Genomic DNA, 23,690 nt, shown 5'->3' with positions numbered 1-23,690 from the left:
GCAGTATGGTTATAAATAAAATTAATGATGTATCTGTTAGTTTAAATAATGGTGAGTGTGGGTTTAAATTGAGTCAATCAGAAAATAGCGCCATTCAAGAAGAGTGTACGCACTATGAAGATATGCGCGCTGCTTCTATTGAAGCGTTAAAAATTATTCAAAAAAATCGTGGCTGGGTACCAGATGAAGCAATTATATTGATTGCTAAAATGTTAAGTATTTCTGTTGCTGATGTAGAAGGAGTAGCTACATTTTATAATCAAATTTTTCGTCAACCGGTAGGTCGTAATATTATTAGGTATTGTGACAGTGTAGTATGTTATTTAGTTGGATATGAAAATATTAAAAAAAAATTAACATATGTGTTAAACATTAAGGTAGGCGGGACCACTTCAGATAATCGTTTTACATTATTGCCTACTTGTTGTTTAGGTGTTTGTCATAAAGCCCCGGTAATCATGATAAACAAAGATATTTATCTTGATGTGGTTCCAGAAATAATTACAAAATTATTGGGGCAGTATCTATGAGTAATATTTATAATCTTAATGTAGAAAATAATCCACTTATGTGGAGGATGCGTCGTGATAAAAAGCCAGTATGGCTACGTGAATATCAAGATAAAAATGGGTATAAGGCTGCACATAAAGCCATTACTTGCATGTCTCCAAAAGAGATTGTTGAGTTAGTTAGCAATTCTGGTTTAAGAGGTCGTGGTGGTGGCGGGTTTTTTACTGGAATAAAATGGTCTATGATGTGGAAAAATAAACTCAGTTGTTCTCGTTATCTAGTATGTAATGCAGATGAAATGGAACCAGGGACTTACAAAGATAGATTTTTAATGGAACGATTACCTCATTTATTATTAGAAGGTATGTTAATTGCAAGTTATGCTTTAGGAGTATCACGAGCATATATTTTTTTGAGATATGAATATATGCTTGTAGCTGAGTATTTAAATCGTGCTATTAGTGAGATTAAATCAATCGGTTTGATTGGTAAAAACATTTTTAATAGTGAGTTTGATTTTGAGTTATTCTTACATACAGGAGCGGGAAGATATATTTGTGGGGAAGAAACGGCATTGATTAATGCTTTAGAAGGCCGTCGGGCAGTACCGCGGTTTAAACCACCATTCCCTAGTCATGTAGGATTATGGGGAAAACCTACCTGTGTTAATAATGTTGAAACATTATGTAATATTCCAGGAATTATAGAGCATGGAGTGACTTGGTACAAGAATATTTCTGCTAAAAAAAGTAATGATTCAGGTACTAAATTAATGGGATTTTCCGGGAAAGTAAAAAATCCAGGAGTATGGGAGTTGCCTTTTGGAACAACTGCTAGAGAAATTTTAGAAGATTATGCTCAAGGTATGTGCACTGGATTTACTTTAAAGGCATGGCAACCTGGGGGAGCAAGTACAGATTTTTTAACTCAAGATCATTTAGATGTACCCATGGATTTTGAAAATATTGCAGCTTCTGGTAGTCGATTTGGAACTGGTATGGCGATAGCGATAGACAATACTGTAAATATGGTTTCTTTAGTACGTAATTTAGAAGAATTTTTTTCACGGGAATCTTGTGGTTGGTGTACTCCATGTAGAGATGGGTTACCATGGATAGTAAAGTTATTAATTTCTTTAGAAAATAAAGATGGTAGGCCTGGGGATATAGAATTATTAGATAAATTGTGTCGTACACTTGGGCCTGGAAGAACTTTTTGTGCGCATGCTCCAGGTGCTATAGAACCTTTGAAAAGTGCTTTAAGATATTTTAGGAATGAATTTGAATCGGGTATTTATAAATTTTATCAACAGGAAACGAATTATATTCGTTGTGTGCAAATACATTAGTTTTTAGTTAAATATATAAATTAATTGTACGTAATCAACTTAATTAAAATAAACGGGTATATTAATTGATTTAACTTTTGAGATGCTAAATAAAAAATAAAATTGGTATATTAAAAATGATGGTTTCTATTTACATAGAAGGTAAAAAATATATAGTGGAAGATTCAAAAAATATACTAGAAATATGTTTATCTCTTGGATTCGACATTCCTTATTTTTGTTGGCATCCTGCCTTAGGTAGTATTGGAGCTTGTAGACAATGTGCGGTTAAAACATACCGTAATAATAATAAGATAAATGATATGGAAGGTTATTTAGTGATGGCTTGTATGACACCGGCATCAGATGGCAGTGTGATCACTATTTTTGATGATGAAGTAGAAGAATTTAGAAAGAATATATTAGAGTTATTAATGATTAATCATCCTCATGATTGTCCTATATGTGAAGAGGGAGGGAATTGTCATCTTCAAGATATGACAGTAATGGTGGGGCAAACATACCGTCGTTATAGATTTACTAAGCGAACACATTATAATCAATACTTAGGGCCATTTATTTCTCATGAAATGAATAGATGTATTAGTTGTTATCGTTGTGTACGTTATTATAGAGATTATGCTGGCGGGGATGATTTAGGTGTATTTGGAGCACATGATAATATTTATTTTGGACGAACTGAGGATGGCGCATTACAAAGTGAGTTTTCTGGTAATTTAGTAGAAGTGTGTCCTACTGGGGTGTTTACTGATAAAACACAATTAAAATATTATACTCGTAAGTGGGACATGATTTTTTCTCCTAGCATTTGTCAACAATGCAGTATTGGATGCAATATTATTGTAGGGGAACGTTACGGAAAATTATGTCGTGTTGAAAATCGTTATAATGGTAACATTAATACTTATTTTTTGTGTGATCGTGGTCGATTTGGTTGCGATTATGTCAATATTGATAATAGACCTAAGAACCCATTACATAAGAAAGGTGATGATTGGGTTGTGCTTAGTAAAGAACAAGCGATACAAGAAGCTGCTAGTACACTGAAAAATAATTGTAATAAAATCATTGGTATTGGATCTTCTCGTGCTAGTGTGGAAAGTAATTTTGCTTTATTAAAATTAGTAGGAGCAGATAATTTTTATACTGGTATTAATAGTTGCGAACAAGAACGATTATTATTAATAGCTGAAATATTGTGTAATAGTGGAATTTATGTTCCGTCATTACGCGAAATAGAAAGTTACGATACGATATTAATATTGGGGGAGGATTTAACTCAAACTGGAGCACGCCTAGCGTTGTCAGTACGTCAAGCTTCTAAAGAAAAATCTCGTAAAGAAGCGGAAGCTCAGGGAATTTTTGATTGGCAATCTGCAGCCATTATAAATAATTCTCAAAATGTTAGAAACCCTATATTAATTACTAGTGTTGATAAAACAAAATTAGATGATATTGCTATATTAACATATTATGATTCAGTACAAAATCAAGCACGTTTCGGTTTTGCTATTGCTCACGCATTAGATAATACTGCTCCTTCAGTTAAAGATTTTGACTCTAAACTGAATGATAAATTAGATATAGCTGTACAAAAATTAATGGAAGCACGTAAACCATTAATTATCTCAGGAAGTAATGCAGGTAGTAAAGAATTAATTGCTTCTGCAGCAAATGTCGCTCGTGCTTTAAAAAATCGTGGAAGTGATGTTGGCATTACTTTTATTGTGAGCGAAGTGAATAGTATGGGTTTGGTAATGTTAGGTAAAAAAGATTTGGATTCAGCTCTTATCGATATTTGTAGCGGTGATACTTCATCTATTGGTTTAATTGTATTAGAAAACGATTTATATCGTCATGCAAAGGCAACTCAAGTCAATGCTGCTTTAAATAAAATTAATTATTTAATTGTATTGGATCATCAATATAATTTGATTCAAGAAAAAGCAAATTTAGTTTTGTCGGTTTCTAGCTTCGCTGAAAGCGATGGAACCGTGATTAATTATGAGGGACGAGCACAGAGATTTTTTAGTTTATATAAGAAACAGGTGTATGAGAGAAATGTAGTTGTTTTAGAAAGTTGGAGATGGTTATATTCAATACGTGATTGTTATATTGACTATACTAGGAAAAAGGACCTGAATATTGATCAGGTTATAGATGCGGTTGTTTATTGTTTTCCAAAATTAATCGGAATTAAACAAACATCTCCAGATGCAACTTTTCGTATTCATGGGCAAAAGTTAGCTCGAGCTCCACATCGTTATAGTGGACGTACAGCTATACATACTAATGTTGATGTACATGAACCCTGTATAGAAAAAGATGATGATACGATGTTTTCTTTTTCTATGGAAGGCAGTCATAATGTTCGATCTATTCATAAACAAGTGGCATTTGCATGGGCTCCAGGATGGAATTCTCCACAAGCTTGGAATAAATTTCAAGATAAGGTAGGTGGTCATTTATATTCTGGAGATCCAGGAGTACGTGTACTACATACTAATAATAGTTCGATATTAAGTTGGTTTGACATGATTCCTAAATCTTTTAAAATCATGAAAAATTTTGATCGATGGTTAATAGTACCTTATTGGCATTTATTTGGAAGCGAAGAAACTTCTCAACGAGCTAAATGTATTCAAGATTATATGCCTAATCCTTATGTCATGATTAATCAATTAGATGCGTTGCAATTGAACATAAAAAAAAATATGTTGCTTAAATTTACGTGTGCTGAACAAATTTTATGTTTACCAATAAAATTTAGCATTAATTTGCCTAAAGGACATATTGGATTACCTTTAGGTTTTCCAGGTATTCCTGTATTTTTATCTGGTATGTACGCGCACGATGTTCAAGGAGTATTATCATGATTTGTTGTTCGTCAGAAATTATTACACTACATTGGTGTTCTGCTATTCTTCGTGCCATAATTATTTTGTTAGCGATAGTTGCTTGTGGCGCGTATATGAGTTTTTTAGAGCGCAGACTGTTAGCATTATTTCAAAATCGCTATGGTCCTAATCGAGTAGGTTGGAATGGATTATTGCAGTTATGGGCTGATTTAATTAAAATTATGTTTAAAGAAGATTGGGTCCCTCCATTTTCTGATCGTGTTATATTTATTTTAGCTCCAGTAATAGCTTTCATTTTCTCACTAATGAGTGCATTAATTATCCCATTTACTCCTACATGGGTAATATTAGATTGTAATATTGGCGTATTATTTTTTCTTATGATGTCAGGATTAATGGTTTATTCGGTATTACTTGCAGGTTGGGCGAGTAATAATAAGTATTCTTTAATTGGATCTGTGCGTGCTGCAGCACAAACTCTTAGTTATGAGGTATTTTTAGGATTATCTGTCATGGGTGTAGTTGCTAAATCTGGATCATTTAATTTAAAAAATATAGTTGAGGATCAAGTATATTTATGGAATATAATTCCTCAATTTTTAGGATTTGTTACTTTCTTTTTAGCAGGAATAGCTTTGTGTCATAGGCATCCATTTGATCAACCAGAATCAGAGCAAGAGTTAGCTGCTGGTTATCATATTGAGTATTCTGGCATTAAATTTAGTATGTTTTTTATTTCTGAATACATCAACATGATTGTAATTTCATCGTTTATTGTAACGCTATTTTTTGGGGGTTGGAAAGGACCTTGGTTTCCTCCTATTATCTGGTTTGTCGGTAAAACTTTTTTATTTTTGATTATATTTGTATTAATTCGCGCGGCATTACCTCGTCCACGCTATGATCAAGTGATGTTAATAGGTTGGAAGTTTCTTTTACCTGTTACGTTGTTTAATTTATTAAGTACTGCTGTTATTATTTTATTATAGATTATTTATATGGGTTAAATATAATGAAGTTGAGCAAGATTTTTACAGATATCAGTTCTATATTGCGTAGTGTCTGGATGATAGGAATGCGGGCATTCAGTAAACGTGAAACTCAGCTGTATCCTGATGTTCCGTATATTCCATCACATAGATATCGTGGTCGTATTGTATTAACTCGAAATTCTTCAGGTCAAGAACGGTGTGTAGCTTGTAATTTATGCGCTGTAGCTTGTCCAGTAGGATGTATTTCTTTAAAAAAAGGAGAATCTGTGGATGGACGATGGTATCCAGAGTTTTTTAGGATTAATTTTTCTAGGTGTATTTTTTGTGGTATGTGCGAAGAGGCGTGTCCAACTGCAGCTATTCAGTTAACTTCAGACTTTGAAATGAGTGATTTTAAAAGGCGTGATTTAGTGTACGAAAAATCTGATTTATTAATATCAGGTCCTGGTAAATACTCAGAATATGATTTTTATCGATTTTCTGGTAAAGAAATATTGGATAAAAAAAAGGGAGATGCAAAAAAAGAAATGCAGCCTATAAGCGTTAAAAATATATTGCCTTAATCTTGAAGTTAAGAAGGGGTAATTAAGAGGGATGTATTATGACAGCTTTATTTTATGTTTCTGGTGTTATAGCAATAATATCTACAGTGTGCGTAATTGTGCATTATCACCCAGTACATGCTTTGCTATATTTAATAGTTTCATTTATATCTTTATCGTGCAATTTTTTTTCTTTAGGAGCTCCTTTTGCCGGCGCTGTAGAAGTTATTATTTATGCCGGAGCTATCATGATTTTATTTGTATTTGTAATAATGATGCTTAATGCAAGAACTATCACATTTAGAGCACAAAAAAAAAGTAGATTTTTAAGTCCTATATTAAGCTGTGGCGCTATGCTATTGACAAGTATTTTGCTTATTATTTTATTGTATGTTTCTTTTGGGTTGAAAGATTGTTTCATCAATATAAATAGACCAATGATAGACTCCAAACAAATTGGAATTTCGTTATTTGGGTCATATCTATTGATGGTAGAGTTGGCATCATTTTTATTATTAAGCGCATTAATCTCTGTGTTTCATTTATCACGAGATCATAAATTATCTGATAATTATATTGTTTCTGATCAGTCGAAAGAATAGAGAATATGATTCCTTTATCGCACGGTCTTAGTTTATCTATAATTTTATTCGTATTAGGATTAGTGGGTCTAATAATAAGACGTAATATGTTATTTATATTATTAGGGCTAGAAATTATGATGAATGCAGCTGCTTCAGCTTTTGTAGTTGTAGGATCATATTTAGGGCAATCAGATGGTCAAGTTATATATATATTAGTAATTACTTTAGCTGCATCTGAAGCTGCAATTTCTTTAGCTTTGCTACTTCAACTATATCGTCGTTATCACACATTGCAGATTGATAAAATTAGTGGGATGCGTGGATGAATCTACTTTTTTTAACTATATTGTTTCCGTTTTTAGGATTTACTATATTAGCTATTTCTCAAGGAAGATGGTCTGAAAATATTTCTGCTATAATAGGAGTAGGTACGGTAAGTTTATCTCTATTGACTACTATATGTATAATATTTAATCTTTATTGTAATGTTGGTAATGACATGACTTTTGTGTTTGTACAGGATCTGTGGACATGGTTTTCTATTAACGATTTATGTATTGCTGTAGCACTTAGGTTAGATGGATTATCCTTAATAATGTTATCATTAATAACTGGAGTTGGATTTATTATTCATTTATATGCTGCTTGGTATATGAGTGGATGTGAAGGTTATTCTCGTTTTTTTGCTTATACTAATTTATTTATGGCGAATATGATTCTTTTAGTATTATCAGATAATTTATTGTTGATGTATTTTGGATGGGAAGGCGTAGGTTTGTGTAGTTATTTATTAGTTGGGTTTTATTATTTTGATTTTAGGAACGGAATGGCAGCGCTAAAAACGATTATTATAACACGCTTTGGAGATATATGTTTGATATTCGCACTATTTATGATTTTTGATCAATATCAAACTTTAAGTGTTAGTAGACTATTAGCATTAGAACTCAAATATTCTTCATCATATCATTTTTTTAGTGATACTACATGGATATCTTTTATGTTACTCATCGGAGCAATAGGAAAATCAGCTCAGTTACCTTTACAAACTTGGTTAACAAGCGCTATGGTTGGACCAACTCCGGTGTCGGCATTAATCCATGCAGCTACTATGGTTACTTCTGGTGTATATTTAGTAATTCGTATGAATAATTTTTTTTTAATGACTCCAAATATTTTATATTTGACTGGTGTTATCGGTTCATTGACTATAGTGTTATTTGGTTGTTCCGCGTTATTACAAAGCAATATTAAAAAAATTTTAGCATATTCTACTATTAGTCAAATAGGATACATGTTTTTAGCTTTAGGAGGACGTCATTGGGGAGCTGCTATGTTTCATGTAGTAACGCATGCTTTTTTTAAAGCATTGTTATTTTTAGCGGCAGGATCATTAATTTATGCTTGCAGATATGAACAAAATATTTTTAAAATGGGAGGGTTATATAAATCTATACCTTTCATTTATGTATGTTTTTTAATAGGCGGCGCGTCTTTATCTGGAGTTCCTATAATTACTGCTGGATTTTATTCGAAAGAATTAATTATGTTAAAAACCTTGATTAATCATGATTATTTTTTCCTGTTTTCAGGATTAATAGGAATATTTTTGACACCTATCTATACGTTTCGTATGATTTTTATTGTGTTTCATGGTTCTAATAAAATAGAGCCACGCATATGTAATAAATTTACTCAAAATTTTCCTCTAGTTGTGTTGTTGTTATTATCTACGTTCATTGGGGGATGGATAAAATTACCTTTATCAGTAGATATCGTTGGTACTGATACCAATATGATATGTAATTATAGCCAAGTATATTTTGAAATAGCGTCTGGGTTTTTAGTGATTTTTGGTATTTGGTTTGCTTCTATTTTTTGGCTGGATTCTTTAAATAGCATTGAAAGACAGATTATTAGACCTCGTTTACCTGAAATAGTAGAGCGATATATAATATTGTTATGTTACTATGGATGGGGGTTTGATTGGTTGTATAAATTACTATTTGTAAAACCATATTTGTTTATAACAAAAAAATTATCCTATTCTGATCCAATTAATATAATCATAAATATTTTCACATCATTATTATGTTGGCTTAAGAGTGGTTTGATATTAAGTGAAAATGGAAAACTAAATTGGTATATAGTGTCAATGAATATAGGAGCAGTGATTATACTTATTATGATTTTAACTTATAATCATATGTAAGTTAGTCCAATATACTATTTGGATGTATATGAATACAAAATAAATGTTAGAATGTGTGTTTCAGCGAGAAAAATAAAATAGTATGTTATTACTTATCTTAATATTTATCCCTTTTTCTTTTGGATTGTTATGTTGGCAATCAGAACGTATTGGGTATTGGATGCCTCGTTGGGTTGCTTTATCTGGAATAGGTACAACATTTTTTATTACTTTGTTTATATGGAAAAATAAGTTTAATAATGTATTGAATGTATATTCAACAGGGTATGTATTTCCTCAATGGGAATTAGAATATATATATCCTTGGATTCCAAGATTCGGGATTAATTTTCATTTAGCGTTAGATGGATTTTCTTTGTTAATGGTGACATTATCCGGATTTTTAGGATGTATGGCAGTGTTGTGTTCTTGGTGTGAAATTAATCGTTATCAAGGTCTTTTTTATCTCAATTTATTATGGATTTTAAGTGGAGTTATCGGTGTTTTTTTGTCAATTGATATGTTTTTATTCTTTTTTTTCTGGGAAATAATGCTTGTTCCAATGTATTTTTTAATATCTTTATGGGGACATAAAGAAGTAAACAGAAGTGATCGGATTAATACTGCTACTAAATTTTTTGTTTATACTCAATTTAGTGGGTTATTAATGTTGATTTCTATTATTACTCTTGTTTCTATAAATTATAATATAAATGGAGTGTGGTCTTTTAGTTATCAAGATTTATTGAATACGATGTTATCATCGAACATGGAATACTTGATTATGTTAGGATTTTTTTTTGCTTTTGCAGTAAAAATGCCAATCGTTCCGTTTCATGCATGGTTACCAGATGTTCATAGTCAAGCTCCTACTGCTGGGTCAGTAGATTTGGCAGGAATTTTATTAAAAACAGCAGCTTATGGATTTTTCCGATTTATTTTGCCGTTATTTCCTTGTGCTTCTAAATCTTTTGCTTCGATTGCTATGTGTTTAGGCTTATTAAATATTTTTTATGGAGCTTTTATGGCATTTGCACAAACTGATGTTAAGCGTTTAATTGCATACGCTAGTATATCTCACATGGGATTTGTATTAATTGCGATTTATAGTGGTGTTCCTTTATCATATCAAGGAGCTGTTGTACAAATGATTTCTCATAGTTTGTCGGCTGCTGGAATGTTTATACTTTTTGGTCAGTTATATGAACGAATAAATACTAGAGATATGCGTTTAATGGGAGGGCTATGGAGTCGTTCGTATTTAATTCCTGCATTTTCTTTATGTTTTTCGGTAGCAACATTAGGATTACCAGGAACTGGAAATTTTATCGGAGAAGTAGCTATTTTATTTGGTAATTTTAAAGCAGCTCCTATAATTACAATACTAGCTTGTTTTGGGATAATATTTTCATCAATTTATTCTCTTATTTTGATACAACGTATGTATTATGGTCCAACATTAATTTCTATTGATAGTAGAAGTAAGTTGTTAACGAATATGACATTACGAGAAAAGTCTATCATTATAATATTATTATTGTGTATTTTTTTACTTGGGTTTTTCCCGCAATATATTTTGGATACTTCGCGCATAACTATGCAAAGTATTGATGTTTGGTTAAAAGAATATAATTATTCAAACATAATCACATTGTAACATAATAGGGCATTAATTCTGAATGGTAATAACTTGGATACAAATAATTTCATTACTGCCTGTACTAATTATTGGAATGACAACAGTCATTATTTTGTTATCTATTGCGTATCGGCGTAATTTATTTTTACATGCTTTATTGACAATATTTGGATTGAGTACAGCGATGGGGTCACTTGGAATAGTACGGCATCAAGGTATTCAAAATATTTTTCAATCAATATGTATCGATAATTTCGCTACATTATATATAATATTGGTATTGGCTTCTAGTTTAGCAAGCGCTATATTAGCTTATAATTGGTTATTGAGCTATCCAAGTAACCGGGATGAATTTTATTTGTTGTTACTTATTTCTAGTATTGGCGGGATTCTATTAGCGAGTACAAATAATTTAGGTATATTATTTTTAGGAATAGAATTAATTTCGTTGCCGTTGTTTGGGTTGATAGGTTATTCTTTCTTTAAAAAATTTTCTTTAGAAGCAAGTATTAAATATATTATATTATCCGGGATATCTTCATCGTTTATATTGTTTGGTATAGCGCTAATATATGCTGTAACTGGTTGTTTATCTTTTACTAGTATTATTAGCGCATTACACCTCATTATGTCGCATCAGTCTATATTGTTGTTAATTATAGGATTGGGCATGGTGATGATTGGATTTGGATTTAAATTATCATTAGTTCCATTTCATTTATGGACTCCTGACGTATATCAAGGGGCCCCATCTTCAGTGTCTCTATATCTAACAACTAGTAGTAAAATAGCTATTATATCAGTTTTGATACGATTGTTTATGGTTTTTCCTGATCAGTATAATAAGATATTTTATATATTTTTATCAGGAACAGCATGCTGTTCAACGTTATTTGGAAATTTAATGGCCATTAAACAAAATAATCTTAAGCGGGTTTTAGCTTATTCTTCGATTGCACATATAGGTTATACATTAATCGGTGTAATTGCAGCATTACAAACTAATTCCATGGCTTTAGAAGCCATTAGTATTTATCTAATAAGTTATTTGCTTGCTAATATAGGAGTATTTGGTGTTATTTCTATCATATCAGTTTTTTGTGCTGATGCGTATACAGATGTATTGTTTACATATCGTGGTCTTTTTTGGCGCCAACCGATTTTATCGATATTATTTACAATTATGATATTATCTTTAGCAGGTATACCAATGACGTTAGGTTTTATTGGTAAATTTTATTTATTTGTGTTGGGCATGAACAGTCAATTATGGTGGCTTACTATTTTTATAGCAATGAGCAGCGTGATTAGTATAATTTATTATTTAAGAATTATAATAAATTTATACCTTAATCCTATTAGAAATTGTGTAGGTATTAATTCTAGTTCTGCGTCTAGTTGGATTATTACTCCAAATGGAATATTAGTAATTATTGTATCTTTTTTTATATTGTTTTTAGGGCTATATCCGCAACCCATAATTTATTTAATCCATGTAATGCATTTAGGTGATGCAATCGGATTATTTTAAACAACAAAAGATGATTGTAAATCTTAACACATAATATGAATAATTTAACAAATGAATTTTTGAATGAATACATTTTAATGAGAACATGACTAAAAATGTGTTACAACAATTTTAATATAATGTGTTCTATAGGGACACAACAGCAGGTCAGGATCTCATTGGAACTAGTATAACCTAAAGGTTCTTTATGATATTGTACTTTTCCTTTGATTAATAAGGCGCGGCAACTTCCGCAATAACCTGATCGGCATTGATAATTTAGTAGTGGTATACGGTGTATTTCCAGCGCTTCTAATAAAGAACGATAATTTTTATTGTTATGATAAAATTGCATATTTAGATATTTTTTTGAAAAAATAAATATTTTACAGTTGAAAATCATTAAATTCATCATCCTTAATATTGGCATCTATTTGTCCTACTAGATAAGAACTAGCTTCTACTTCTTGAGGTGCTACTTGTACATTGTCCGATGATAGCCAAGAATTAATCCAGGGTATTGGATTAGATTTAGTATTAAAGGGCATGTTCAGTCCGATTGCTTGCATACGCATGTTGGTAACGTATTCAATGTATTGACAAAGTATATCTTCATTTAAACCTATCATAGAACCATCTTTGAATAAATATTTAGCCCAATTTTTTTCTTGTTCTGCAGCCATTAAGAACAGTGCGTAACTTTCTTCTTGGCATTCCGCGCTGATGTCAGCCATTTCTGGATCATCTAATCTATAACGCATTAGATTAAGGATATGTTGGGTAGAGTTTAAATGTAAGGCCTCATCACGGGCTATAAATCGTATAATTTTTGCATTTCCTTCCATAAGTTTTCTTTCAGCAAATGCAAAAGAGCAAGCGAAACTTACATAAAAGCGAATAGCTTCTAAAACGTTAACGCTAATTAGACATAAATATAGTTTTTTTTTGAGTTCATGTAAGTTTACTGTGACAGTTTTATTATTAATATGATGGATTCCAGTTCCTAAAATATGATAATAACTGGTTAATTCAATTAAATTATCATAGTATATTGCAATATCCTTAGCACGTTTTAAAATTTCTTTGTTACTAATAATATCATCGAATATTAAGGACGGATGATTAACAATATTACGAATAATATGAGTATAAGAACGAGAGTGGATAGTTTCAAAAAATGACCAAGTTTCTACCCAAGTCTCTAGTTCTGGTATCGAAATTAATGGTAATAGAGCTATATTGGGGCTACGTCCTTGAATAGAGTCTAATAATGTTTGATATTTTAAATTGCTAATAAAAATGTGTTTTTCGTGTTCTGGTAATGATTGAAAATCTATTCGATCTTTGGAGATATCTATTTCTTCTGGGCGCCAAAAGAAAGAAAGTTGTTTTTCGATTAGTTTTTCAAAAATAGAATGTTTTTGTTGGTCAAATCGAGCAATATTCACTGGTTGTCCCAAAAACATTGGTTCGAGTAGTTGATTATTTTTTTTTTGAGAGAAAGTTGTATAAGTCATTTTTATTCCTATATTAAAACGAAACATAAATATATAATTTAGATTATAGATAATAGTAACTGTATTTTTAAATTACACAAGCATCACTAGTACATATATTGGATTGATTATGTGATATTAATTTGTGCGTATCTTTAGCGCCATCACGAGTGTTATGATAGTATAATGTTTTAATACCAAGTCTATATGCATATAATAGATCCGCAAGTAGTTGTTTCATGGGTACTTTTGATCCCGGGAAACGAGATGGATCGTAGTTAGTATTAGTTGAAATGGATTGGTCGATAAATTTTTGCATAATTCCTATTAATTGCAGATATCCTCGATTATTTGGCATTTGCCATAATAATTCATAAGCAGATTCTAGCCTAATAGATTCAGGTACTACTTGTCGCAAAACTCCGTCTTTTGAAGTTTTTATGCTAATGTAACCTCTAGGAGGTTCTATTCCATTAGTAGCATTGGAAATTTGTGACGAAGTTTCTGATGGCATTAGCGCAGATAATGTAGAATTTCGTAATCCATATTGTCTGATTTTAGCGCGTAACTCTTCCCAGTTATAATGTAATGGTTCATTGATAAAAAAATTGAGGTCCTTTTTATATGTATCAATAGGCAGTATACCTTTAGCGTATGAAGTATCATTAAACCACTCACAAGATCCTTTTTCTTTGGCTAAATTGTTAGAAGCTTTTAATAAATAATATTGAATAGCTTCAAAAGTACGATGTGTTAGTTTATTAGCACTACCGTCTGAATAACGTACTCCATGTTTAGCTAGATAATAAGCATAATTAATTACCCCAATTCCTAGAGAACGTCTTCTTATAGCACTACGCTGTGCAGCAGGAATCGGATAGTTTTGATAATCTAACAAAGCATCGAGAGCGCGTACTATCAGAGTAGATAATTCAGATAAGTCGTCAAGATTTTCAATGTTACCAAGATTGAAAGCAGATAATGTACATAAAGCAATTTCACCATTATAGTCATTAATATTATTTAACGGTTTTGTTGGTAATGTTATTTCCAAGCACAGATTAGATTGACGAATTGGTGTAGTAGCACTATTAAAGGGGCTATGAGTATTACAATGATCTGTATGTTGAATATAAATTCTTCCAGTAGAAGCTCTTTCTTGCATCATTAAAGAAAACAGTTCTATTGCTTTAATTCTTCGGTGTCTAATATTGTGATTATGTTCATATGTATTATACAAGCGTTCAAATTCATTTTGATTAGTAAAAAAAGCTTCATATAATCCGGGGACATCGGACGGACTAAATAGTGTAATATATTTTCCTTGAATGAGTCGTTGATACATTAACTTATTGATTTGTACACCATAGTCTAAATGGCGTATTCGATTAGAATCTATTCCACGATTGTTTTTTAAAACAAGTAAATTTTCTATTTCTAAATGCCAAATAGGATAAAATAATGTAGCAGCTCCTCCACGTACACCTCCTTGAGAACATGATTTTACTGCTGTTTGAAAATGTTTATAAAATGGAATACATCCAGTGTGAAATGCTTCTCCGTTACGTATTGGACTACCTAATGCTCTAATGCGTCCAGCATTAATACCTATTCCAGCGCGCTGCGCAACGTATTTTACAATAGCGCTAGATGTTGCATTGATAGAATCGAGACTGTCATCACATTCGATTAATACACAGGAGCTAAATTGACGTGTAGGTGTACGTACTCCAGACATAATAGGTGTTGCTAAAGAAATTTTGAAAGTTGAAATTGCATTGTAAAATTGTTTGATATAACTCATGCGAGTTTTCTGAGGATATTTAGAAAATAAACAAGCTGCAGTTAATATATATAAAAACTGAGCACTTTCATAGATTTCTCCAGTTACTCTATTTTGTACTAAGTATTTTCCCTCTAATTGTTTTATAGCAGCGTATGAAAAATTCATGTCTCTCCAATGATCAATAAATGTATCCATTTGATCGAATTCTTCCGCATTATAATCGTTTAGTAAATGTTTATCGTATTTACCTATTTTTACTAATCGTAATACATGATTGTAAAGTGTTGGTGGTTCAAATTGCCCATAAGCTTTTTTACGTAAATTAAATACTGCTAAGCGTGCTGCTAGATATTGGTAGTCTGGTTCTTCTTTAGAAATTAAGTCTGCTGCTGATTTTATGATGGTTTCTTGAATATCAGAAGTTTTTATTTCGTTATAAAATTGTATGTGAGAACGTAATTCTACTTGCGAAACAGAAACTTTTTTTAGGCCTTTGGCGGCCCAATTGATAACTCGGTGAATTTTGTCGAGATTAATAGGTTCGAGATGACCATTTCGTTTAGTAACTAGTAGAGTTTGATTCATATAAGTACATGCCTATTTTAAAATACTAATAGTATTAGTCACAGTAATTCGTTATGAATAAATTCTAGCTTAGATTTGTAGTACAATAATGAATTAATGATGACATTATAATTTTTATGTGCAAAAATAATAATAATTAATTACAAGCAATATAAGTAAAGAATGTTCGTATTATTTTAATTTGATATAAGTATTAAAAAATAATTGTAATTAATTGTCTCGCAAAAGCCCACTATTACATTATATTATATTATTTTTTAATTTTAAACGTATCGAAACAAATGCATTGCGTTTTAATGAATTATTAGAAATATTGTTTATTTTCAACATGATTATATAATTTAGATTATATTTTTGAAGATTGTATTTGTTATATTAAATTATCTTTTAATGGTATAAAATATTTATTATTTATTAGAGTAATTATATTAATATCTTTGTTTAGAAACAGGAGTATTTATTTTCGTTGAGTGTGTAAAATATAGTTCGCATCAACGTTGTTGATTAAGGTACATTTATTTGTAAAGGGATTATAATATAATCCAGTGATGTTTTGTTCTTCTAAAGTGGTAGAGTCAATCCATTCTAGTAACTCGGACGGGGTAATAAATTTATTAAAATTGTGAGTACCTTTGGGGATAAGGCTGAATAAATACTCAGCGCCTATTATAACCAGTAGCCATGATTTAAAAGTACGATTTAATGTAGAAAAAAACACTGATCCATCTATTTTGATCATGGTAGAGCAGGCATGAATAATTGATATAGGATCCGGTACATGTTCTAAAACTTCCATACAGGTTATTACATCATAGTAATCAGTGTGATTGAGAACATGATTTTCTATGGGTTCTTGAGTATAGTGAATATTTAAGTCTTGGTTTAAGGCATGTAATTTTGCTGCTTCTAAAGCAGAAGTATTTATGTCTAGTCCAATAACTTTTGCTCCTGCTTGCGCCATACTTTCCGATAAAATACCTCCGCCGCATCCAACGTCTAATATTTTTTTTCCAAACAGTCCATTACTGTGTTCGATAATATAATTAAAGCGTGTCAAATTAATATGATGTAATGGTTTAAATATATTGTGAGGACCCCACCATTGAGATGTAGATACGTTAAATTTATTAATTTTTGTTTTATTTATATTTTTTTGAACTATTGTAAGTTTATCGTTAACTATGTTTTTCATGTTAAGATTTTCCTAAAATAATAAATGTTAAATTTTATATATTTAATATTAGTAATATAAATGATTTACAAAATTATTAGTTTATTAAAATATGATTATAAATCAGATGATATATATAAAGTAATAAATACGTTTATTTTTTATGTAATAATTTTATATTGCTGAGTGATTTATATTATAGATTATAAATGATGTAAATTAATTTCTAGTATCATATAACTAAAGAATAAATAGAGGATATAAATGCATGAATAATTTTTCTAAAGAAATTACACAGATTGATGTAGAAGAAGAATTAACGCGTTCTTATTTAGATTATGCTATGTCGGTAATTGTTGGACGTGCATTACCAGATGTACGAGATGGATTAAAGCCTGTGCATCGGCGCGTATTATTTGCTATGCAAGTACTAGGTAACTATTGGAATAGAGGTTATAAAAAATCAGCTAGAGTAGTAGGTGATGTCATTGGTAAATATCATCCTCATGGAGATGCGGCAGTATATGAAACAATTGTACGTATGGCACAACCTTTTTTAATGCGTTATGCTTTAGTAGATGGACAAGGTAATTTTGGATCAGTAGATGGAGATCCAGCAGCAGCTATGCGTTATACTGAAGTACGTATGTCTAAAATAGCAAATGAATTGTTATTAGATCTAGAAAAGGAAACTGTTGATTATGACTTTAATTATGATGGCACTGAAAAGATTCCCGGAGTACTACCCGCTAGAATTCCGAATCTTTTAGTTAACGGGTCCGCTGGGATTGCGGTAGGGATGGCCACAAATATTCCTCCACACAATCTTTCTGAAGTCATTAATGGATGTTTAGCATTCATAGACGATGAAGATATCACTACTGAAGGATTAATGCAATATATTCCAGGCCCAGATTTTCCTACTGCTGCTATTATTAATGATTGCAGTGGTCTACAGGAAGCATATAGTACCGGACGGGGTAAAATTTGTATTCGTGCTCGAGCAGAAATTGAAACTGATGTGAAAAGTGGCCGTGAATCTATTGTAATATATGAAATTCCTTATCAAGTTAATAAGGCTCGGTTATTGGAAAAAATTGCTGAACTAGCAAAAATAAAACGCATTGAAGGAATATATAATTTGCGTGATGAGTCCGATCAAGATGGTATGCGAATAGTTATCGAAATTAAACGTGATGCGATTAGTGAGATTATTTTGAATAATTTGTATTCTTTGACTCCATTACAAACTACATTTGGCATTAATATGGTAGCTTTACATCAAGGTCGACCAAAGACTATGTCATTAAAAGATGTTTTATCTGCTTTTGTATGCCATCGTCGTTCAGTAGTAGTACGTCGTGTTATGTTTGAGTTAAAAAAAGCTCGTAATCGTATTCATATTATAGAGGGATTGGCTATTGCATTATTTAATATTGATTCGATTGTTGATCTTGTTCGTAAATCTGATAGTTCTACAGAAGCTAGTTCTGTTTTAATGTCGTTATCTTGGAAGCTGGGTAATATTCTTGATATGAGGCAAACGAATTTCATTAATTTTACTGAATTCGATCGATCAGAAGCAAATAATGTTATTCGTAACAATCAGTATTATCTTACTAAGGATCAGGCTCAAGCTATTTTAGATTTAAAATTACATAAACTTACTACTTTAGAACATGAAAAATTATTAAACGAGTACAGTAGTTTGTTAGAAAAGATAAAAAATTTGATTTCTATTTTAAAGGATCCAAAATGTCTTATGGCTGTAATCCGACAAGAATTACTAACTATAAAAGAGGAATATAATGATCCTCGTCGTACTGAAATTAGTAGTAATATCGAAAATATCAATGTTGAAAATTTGATTAATCAAAAGGATGTAGTAGTGACGTTGTCGTATCAAGGTTATGTGAAATATCAACCATTAACAGATTATGAAGCACAAAAACGAGGTGGGAAGGGAAAGTTGGCAACGCGAATTAAAGAAGAGGATTTTATTACTCGATTATTAATAGCTAATACTCATGATACGATTTTGTTATTTTCTAATTATGGCCGTATATATTGGATGAAAGTTTATCGACTGCCAGAAGCTAGTCGTGGATCACGAGGTAAACCGATTATTAATCTGTTACCGTTGGATGTAAATGAACGAATTACTGCTATTTTACCTATTCAGAATTACACAACAGGATATCAAGTTTTTATGGCGACTAGTAGTGGAGTTGTAAAAAAAACATCACTCACTGAATTTAGTCGACCACGTAATGTTGGTATTATTGCGCTAAATCTTAATGATGGTGATGAATTGATTGGTGCTGACATAACTGATGGCAGTAATGAAGTAATGTTATTTACTGCTTATGGAAAAGTTGTTCGGTTTAAAGAAACACAAGTACGTAGCGTGGGACGATCGGCAATTGGGGTAAAAGGTATTCATTTATTACAAGGTGATCGCGTAGTATCTTTAATTATACCGAAAGATAAGAGTTCTATTCTTACTGTTACTCAAAATGGTTTTGGAAAACGTACTAATCAATCAGAATATCCAATCAAGTCACGTGCTACTCAAGGTGTTATTTCTATTAAAGTTACGGAGCGAAATGGTAATGTAGTTGGTGCTGTACAAGTAAATCAAGTTGATCAAATAGTGATGATCACTGATTCAGGTAGATTGGTTCGTACTCGTGTTTCTGAAGTCAATATTATTAGACGCAATACTCAAGGAGTGATGTTAATTCGTATCGCTCATGATGAGCGTGTAGTTGGATTACAGCGTGTTGTGGAATCTGTAGAGAGTGAAAATGGATTTGTTTGTTGATTTAGTATTATATATAATTTGGTTTTGATATTAGTTATTAACTTTTTGATAGTAAAGTGTATTAAATAATTTTAAAATATTTTATTTCTTTAAAATTAATGCTATATCGTGTATTGTTTAATTGTACGTTGTTTGAGATATACTGTTAATATGTGATATATAGTGATGATTTACGAAAATTAAAGCTTTTAGGTAATTAATCTATGATGATGGATAAAATAGTTAATTGAGAGCGGTAATAATTTAAATTGAGATAGGGAAAGTATATATAATTTAAATTATGATAAAATCATTTGTTATTCATGTTGAATATAATGATTAGACGTAATATGATATTTAGTGATAGAAATTGTTAGATAGATTATTTATAATAAATAGGAAAATAGTTATTTGTTAGGTAATTTTAGTATGCGATATCAATTAATGGGTATTTAATGTACGTTGATTATTATTAAAAAATTAATGTCAGATTTAGCATTGAATTGTTGGTAGTATTACTTATTACATGATGAGGTATAAATATGAAATTACGGTGTTTTACTAGCCTGGTTGCGACTATGGTTATGGCAAGCACTGCTGGGGCTGCTGAAATTTATAATAACGATGGAAATATATTAAATATATTTGGTAGTATTATTGGAGGTCATTATTTTTCTAGAGAACATACAAAAAATGGGGATAATTCATTTTTAAGATATGGGTTTTCTGGAAAAACATATGTTAATGATAAAATTGTAGGTTTTGGTATGTGGGAACATGAAATTTCTTTAAAAAATATTGAAGGAATTAATGTAAATAATAGCGGCAAGGTGTTGCTTGGTTATGCTGGAATAAAATTTGGAGATTTTGGAAGTATTGATTATGGACGGAATTATGGAGTGCTATACGACGTAGGATCGTGGACGGATGTAATACCAGGATTTGGTGGAGATATATTATTTATAGATAATTTTTTGTCTAATCGCAGTTCGAATGTAGTTACATATCGTAATAAAAATCTTTTTGGTTTCGTAAATGGGTTGGATTTTGCTTTACAATATCAAGGTAAAAATGATGTTAATAAAGAAACAGGTCGTACTTTAAAAACAGCTAATGGAGAAGGATATGGAGTGTCTGCGTCTTATGCATTGGATAATGGATTAGCTGCATCTGCGGCGTATGTTAATAGTAAGCGCATTGCTGAACAAATCGTTTTAGATAACAATGGTGGTAATAATGATAATGCAGAGGCATTCTCTTTTGGGGTAAAATATGCTGGAAAAGGTATGTATGTCGCGGCTACTTATGGCGAGACTTATAATATGACCCCATTTGGAAGTTTTTGTGATAACATTACTCCAGAAAATATTTATGGGTTTGTTAATAAGGCAAAGAATGTGGAATTAGTAGCTCAGTATCAATTTGATTTTGGACTACGTCCTTCTGTATCTTATTTACATTCAAAAGCTAATGATTTAGAAAGTGGTTATAGTAATTTTTTAAAAAAATGCATTACAGTTGGAACTAGTTATGTGTTTAATAAAAATATTTGTACCACTATAGATTATAGAATTGATTTATTAAATAAAAATAGTTTCACTGATGCATCTAATATTAATCCAGATGATATTATTGCATTAGGAGTAGCCTATGTATTTTAGTTGTTTCACCTATGTATTGCACTAAAAACAAAGGCGGATTATATGATGATAATAATCCGCCTTTGTTTTTAGTGCAATACATAGGTGAAACAACCATATGTTTGTTGAGGAAACATAATATATGTCAAAATTATGTGTTGGTATCATTTGCGGAGGGCGTTCTTTAGAGCATGAGATTTCATTAAAATCAGCTATGTGTATTGCGCAATCTATTGATACATGTCGGTTTGAAGTAATGATTTTATGGATAGATAAAAAGGGATGTTGGTATCTAAAAAATATAAATTTTGATACTTTATTTTGTTATAAAGACGATACATATATCTCAATATTGTTACAAAGCTATCCTCATTGCTTTTCATCGAATACTAGAAACATAAATGATTTATTAAGATTTGATGTTATTTTCCCTATAATTCATGGCACATCAGGCGAAGATGGTGCTTTGCAGGGTTTGTTATGTATGATGAATATACCATTTGTTGGTTCTCATATTTTAAGTTCATCTATAGGTATGGATAAAGACGTGTCTAAGCGTTTATTGCGTGATTCGGGCTTATCAGTTGTGCCATTTAAAACTTTTTTAGTGAACGATCGACATAAAATAGATTTTGATGATCTTGTTTCTACTTTTAGATTACCTTTTTTTGTAAAGCCAGTAAATCAAGGGTCGTCAATAGGAGTTTCAAAAGTTACTAATCGTAAATATTTTAATCAAGCTTTAGTAAAAGCTTTTTATTTTAGTCACAAAATATTAATAGAACCAGCTATTATTGGAAGAGAATTAGAATGTGGAGTATTGGGTAATGATAATCCAGAGGTTAGTGTGTGTGGTGAAATTATATTATCAAATAATAATTTTTATACTTATTATAATAAATATATAGCGCACGATGTTCAGATCTCAATACCTGCTTTAGTTAACGATTTAATAAGTGATGAAATTCGTAGTATTACTTTACGTGTGTTTCAGGTATTAAATTGCTCTGGAATGGCTCGTGTAGATTTTTTTTTAACTTCAGATAATCAGATTTTTGTGAATGAAGTGAATACATTGCCTGGATTTACTTATAACAGCATGTATCCTAAATTATGGGAGATAAGCGGGTTAAATTTTCAAAAATTAGTTACTAAATTGATAGAACTAGCCTTAGATCTGCATGATAAAAACAATTCTTTTTATCATGCAGATAGCAGTTTATTAAATTATTTTCGGCATGAGAGGATTTGAACCTCTGACTTCCGCCACCCCATGGCGGCGCGCTACCAAACTACGCCACATGCCGTGTTTTGGTTTTTATAAAGAATTGTAAAAATCGGAAAATTAATTTCTAAAATATAATATATAATCTATATATTATGTATAAATTTTAAAATTTTTCACTTATAAAAGTTAAAACCTTACATTTCATATAGCATATTGATTTTCATTGGTGGTTTTATCTCATTTTTTAATATAAATGTAAATTTGTATAATATATAGTTTTTAATTATAAATTTAATTTAATATCATTTTATATTATTTCTTTATTACAATAAATAAATAAGTCTATGATTAAATTTAAATATTATTATTTTGATAGTTAAGTGTTGTATATAAATGTATTATTTTTTAGTTAGTATTAAATACGAATGAAATCAATATGAATTGGTTTAGGCTTAAAAGGATGATATTGTATCTCTTGTATTTTAACTGTTATAGATTTTTTATTTTCAAGAAATAAGAGAATTAGGTTATTTTTATATAGTTGCGCTACAATATCAGGATGCAAAATATCGTTTTGATTTAACATAATGGATAAACTTTGTTCGTTGTCTTTGCTATAGATAATAGCTGGACATTTATTTTGTTTACGTAAGCGTCTTGTTGCGCTTTTTTTTTTATGAATACGCAAGTTAGCTTTAATTGTCAACATTGATTTCATACCTGTAAAATATAATGTTACACTTTAAGTATAATATTATGTTTGATAAAAATTTTTTATATGTTATATGTAAATTATTTATAAGAATT

At 30.7% G+C, this 23,690-nt stretch carries 18 protein-coding genes and 1 tRNA gene; 13 read left to right on the top strand and 6 right to left on the bottom strand.

The features are described 5' to 3' along the window. Nucleotides 1-5: 5 nt before the first annotated feature. The 10 genes from nuoE to nuoN all read left to right on the top strand — a co-directional run bounded on the left by nuoE (nt 6) and on the right by nuoN (nt 12,195). Nucleotides 6-530, top strand: a complete 525-nt coding sequence (gene nuoE, locus M9408_RS00805; protein ID WP_250257308.1) for an NADH-quinone oxidoreductase subunit NuoE — start codon at nt 6-8, stop codon at nt 528-530. Continuing rightward, nucleotides 527-1,858 (top strand): NADH-quinone oxidoreductase subunit NuoF, encoded by a 1,332-nt coding sequence (gene nuoF / locus M9408_RS00800; protein ID WP_250257307.1) that lies wholly within the window; start codon nt 527-529, stop codon nt 1,856-1,858. Before nuoE ends, nuoF begins: the two co-directional genes overlap by 4 nt. Nucleotides 1,859-1,974: 116 nt before the next feature. Next, nucleotides 1,975-4,734 (top strand): NADH-quinone oxidoreductase subunit NuoG, encoded by a 2,760-nt coding sequence (gene nuoG, locus M9408_RS00795; RefSeq protein ID WP_250257306.1) that lies wholly within the window; start codon nt 1,975-1,977, stop codon nt 4,732-4,734. After that, nucleotides 4,731-5,705 (top strand): NADH-quinone oxidoreductase subunit NuoH, encoded by a 975-nt coding sequence (gene nuoH / locus M9408_RS00790; protein ID WP_250235828.1) that lies wholly within the window; start codon nt 4,731-4,733, stop codon nt 5,703-5,705. Before nuoG ends, nuoH begins: the two co-directional genes overlap by 4 nt. A gap of 23 nt (nt 5,706-5,728) precedes the next feature. Next, entirely contained in the window at nt 5,729-6,271 is a 543-nt protein-coding gene (gene nuoI, locus M9408_RS00785) for an NADH-quinone oxidoreductase subunit NuoI (RefSeq protein ID WP_250257305.1), read from the top strand. 38 nt (nt 6,272-6,309) lie between these two features. Further along, on the top strand, nt 6,310-6,852 hold the full coding sequence (gene nuoJ / locus M9408_RS00780) for an NADH-quinone oxidoreductase subunit J (RefSeq protein ID WP_250257304.1): 543 nt from the start codon (nt 6,310-6,312) through the stop codon (nt 6,850-6,852). A gap of 5 nt (nt 6,853-6,857) precedes the next feature. Continuing rightward, nucleotides 6,858-7,160 carry an NADH-quinone oxidoreductase subunit NuoK gene (gene nuoK / locus M9408_RS00775; protein ID WP_250257303.1) on the top strand — a complete coding sequence of 101 codons (303 nt, stop codon included), beginning with the start codon at nt 6,858-6,860 and terminating at the stop codon, nt 7,158-7,160. Further along, on the top strand, nt 7,157-9,046 hold the full coding sequence (nuoL, locus tag M9408_RS00770) for an NADH-quinone oxidoreductase subunit L (protein ID WP_250257302.1): 1,890 nt from the start codon (nt 7,157-7,159) through the stop codon (nt 9,044-9,046). The genes nuoK and nuoL overlap by 4 nt, the downstream gene beginning before the upstream one ends. 82 nt (nt 9,047-9,128) lie before the next feature. Further along, a complete protein-coding gene (nuoM, locus tag M9408_RS00765) occupies nt 9,129-10,682 on the top strand; it encodes an NADH-quinone oxidoreductase subunit M (RefSeq protein ID WP_250257301.1) in 1,554 nt (517 codons plus the stop codon). A 22-nt stretch (nt 10,683-10,704) separates the two neighbouring features. Then, entirely contained in the window at nt 10,705-12,195 is a 1,491-nt protein-coding gene (gene nuoN / locus M9408_RS00760; protein ID WP_250257300.1) for an NADH-quinone oxidoreductase subunit NuoN, read from the top strand. Between the two features lie 100 nt (nt 12,196-12,295). Here nuoN and yfaE read toward each other — a convergent pair whose 3' ends face one another. The 4 genes from yfaE to ubiG all read right to left on the bottom strand — a co-directional run bounded on the left by yfaE (nt 12,296) and on the right by ubiG (nt 17,233). Continuing rightward, entirely contained in the window at nt 12,296-12,529 is a 234-nt protein-coding gene (yfaE, locus tag M9408_RS00755) for a class I ribonucleotide reductase maintenance protein YfaE (protein ID WP_250257299.1), read from the bottom strand. A gap of 31 nt (nt 12,530-12,560) precedes the next feature. Further along, nucleotides 12,561-13,691 carry a class Ia ribonucleoside-diphosphate reductase subunit beta gene (gene nrdB, locus M9408_RS00750; protein ID WP_250257298.1) on the bottom strand — a complete coding sequence of 377 codons (1,131 nt, stop codon included), beginning with the start codon at nt 13,689-13,691 and terminating at the stop codon, nt 12,561-12,563. Nucleotides 13,692-13,758: 67 nt separating this feature from the next. Beyond that, nucleotides 13,759-16,041: a class 1a ribonucleoside-diphosphate reductase subunit alpha gene (gene nrdA, locus M9408_RS00745; protein ID WP_250257297.1), complete on the bottom strand. Its 2,283-nt coding sequence runs from the start codon at nt 16,039-16,041 to the stop codon at nt 13,759-13,761. Between the two features lie 457 nt (nt 16,042-16,498). Continuing rightward, nucleotides 16,499-17,233 carry a bifunctional 2-polyprenyl-6-hydroxyphenol methylase/3-demethylubiquinol 3-O-methyltransferase UbiG gene (ubiG, locus tag M9408_RS00740; protein ID WP_250257296.1) on the bottom strand — a complete coding sequence of 245 codons (735 nt, stop codon included), beginning with the start codon at nt 17,231-17,233 and terminating at the stop codon, nt 16,499-16,501. A 247-nt stretch (nt 17,234-17,480) separates the two neighbouring features. Between ubiG and gyrA the strand changes: the two genes are divergently transcribed. From gyrA to M9408_RS00725, 3 genes are all read left to right on the top strand, one after another. Then, nucleotides 17,481-20,036, top strand: a complete 2,556-nt coding sequence (gene gyrA / locus M9408_RS00735; RefSeq protein ID WP_250248730.1) for a DNA gyrase subunit A — start codon at nt 17,481-17,483, stop codon at nt 20,034-20,036. A 521-nt stretch (nt 20,037-20,557) separates the two neighbouring features. Beyond that, on the top strand, nt 20,558-21,676 hold the full coding sequence (locus M9408_RS00730; protein ID WP_250257295.1) for a porin: 1,119 nt from the start codon (nt 20,558-20,560) through the stop codon (nt 21,674-21,676). 121 nt (nt 21,677-21,797) lie between these two features. Beyond that, nucleotides 21,798-22,907 carry a D-alanine--D-alanine ligase family protein gene (locus M9408_RS00725; protein WP_250257294.1) on the top strand — a complete coding sequence of 370 codons (1,110 nt, stop codon included), beginning with the start codon at nt 21,798-21,800 and terminating at the stop codon, nt 22,905-22,907. Here the strand turns inward: M9408_RS00725 and M9408_RS00720 are convergent. Together M9408_RS00720 and rplY are read right to left on the bottom strand one after the other, a co-directional pair. Further along, nucleotides 22,889-22,962, bottom strand: a tRNA-Pro gene (locus M9408_RS00720). The two genes, M9408_RS00725 and M9408_RS00720, sit on opposite strands and share 19 nt — an antisense overlap. A gap of 336 nt (nt 22,963-23,298) precedes the next feature. Next, a complete protein-coding gene (gene rplY / locus M9408_RS00715; protein ID WP_250257293.1) occupies nt 23,299-23,592 on the bottom strand; it encodes a 50S ribosomal protein L25 in 294 nt (97 codons plus the stop codon). Nucleotides 23,593-23,690: the final 98 nt, after the last annotated feature.

It is taken from the genome of Candidatus Blochmannia vicinus (assembly GCF_023586525.1).
Lineage (GTDB): Bacteria > Pseudomonadota > Gammaproteobacteria > Enterobacterales > Enterobacteriaceae > Blochmanniella > Blochmanniella vicinus.
The sequence above is the reverse complement of the archived record's forward strand: the minus strand, read 5'-3'. Positions and strand labels throughout refer to the sequence as shown.

Excerpts from the sequence above, each read along its gene's own strand:
- nuoE (WP_250257308.1), top strand. The coding sequence starts at position 6 with ATGGTTATAAATAAAATTAATGATGTATCTGTTAGTTTAAATAATGGT.
- nuoF (WP_250257307.1), top strand. The coding sequence starts at position 527 with ATGAGTAATATTTATAATCTTAATGTAGAAAATAATCCACTTATGTGG.
- nuoG (WP_250257306.1), top strand. The coding sequence starts at position 1,975 with ATGATGGTTTCTATTTACATAGAAGGTAAAAAATATATAGTGGAAGAT.
- nuoH (WP_250235828.1), top strand. The coding sequence starts at position 4,731 with ATGATTTGTTGTTCGTCAGAAATTATTACACTACATTGGTGTTCTGCT.
- nuoI (WP_250257305.1), top strand. The coding sequence starts at position 5,729 with ATGAAGTTGAGCAAGATTTTTACAGATATCAGTTCTATATTGCGTAGT.
- nuoJ (WP_250257304.1), top strand. The coding sequence starts at position 6,310 with ATGACAGCTTTATTTTATGTTTCTGGTGTTATAGCAATAATATCTACA.
- nuoK (WP_250257303.1), top strand. The coding sequence starts at position 6,858 with ATGATTCCTTTATCGCACGGTCTTAGTTTATCTATAATTTTATTCGTA.
- nuoL (WP_250257302.1), top strand. The coding sequence starts at position 7,157 with ATGAATCTACTTTTTTTAACTATATTGTTTCCGTTTTTAGGATTTACT.
- nuoM (WP_250257301.1), top strand. The coding sequence starts at position 9,129 with ATGTTATTACTTATCTTAATATTTATCCCTTTTTCTTTTGGATTGTTA.
- nuoN (WP_250257300.1), top strand. The coding sequence starts at position 10,705 with ATGGTAATAACTTGGATACAAATAATTTCATTACTGCCTGTACTAATT.
- yfaE (WP_250257299.1), bottom strand. The coding sequence starts at position 12,529 with ATGCAATTTTATCATAACAATAAAAATTATCGTTCTTTATTAGAAGCG.
- nrdB (WP_250257298.1), bottom strand. The coding sequence starts at position 13,691 with ATGACTTATACAACTTTCTCTCAAAAAAAAAATAATCAACTACTCGAA.
- nrdA (WP_250257297.1), bottom strand. The coding sequence starts at position 16,041 with ATGAATCAAACTCTACTAGTTACTAAACGAAATGGTCATCTCGAACCT.
- ubiG (WP_250257296.1), bottom strand. The coding sequence starts at position 17,233 with ATGAAAAACATAGTTAACGATAAACTTACAATAGTTCAAAAAAATATA.
- gyrA (WP_250248730.1), top strand. The coding sequence starts at position 17,481 with ATGAATAATTTTTCTAAAGAAATTACACAGATTGATGTAGAAGAAGAA.
- M9408_RS00730 (WP_250257295.1), top strand. The coding sequence starts at position 20,558 with ATGAAATTACGGTGTTTTACTAGCCTGGTTGCGACTATGGTTATGGCA.
- M9408_RS00725 (WP_250257294.1), top strand. The coding sequence starts at position 21,798 with ATGTCAAAATTATGTGTTGGTATCATTTGCGGAGGGCGTTCTTTAGAG.
- rplY (WP_250257293.1), bottom strand. The coding sequence starts at position 23,592 with ATGTTGACAATTAAAGCTAACTTGCGTATTCATAAAAAAAAAAGCGCA.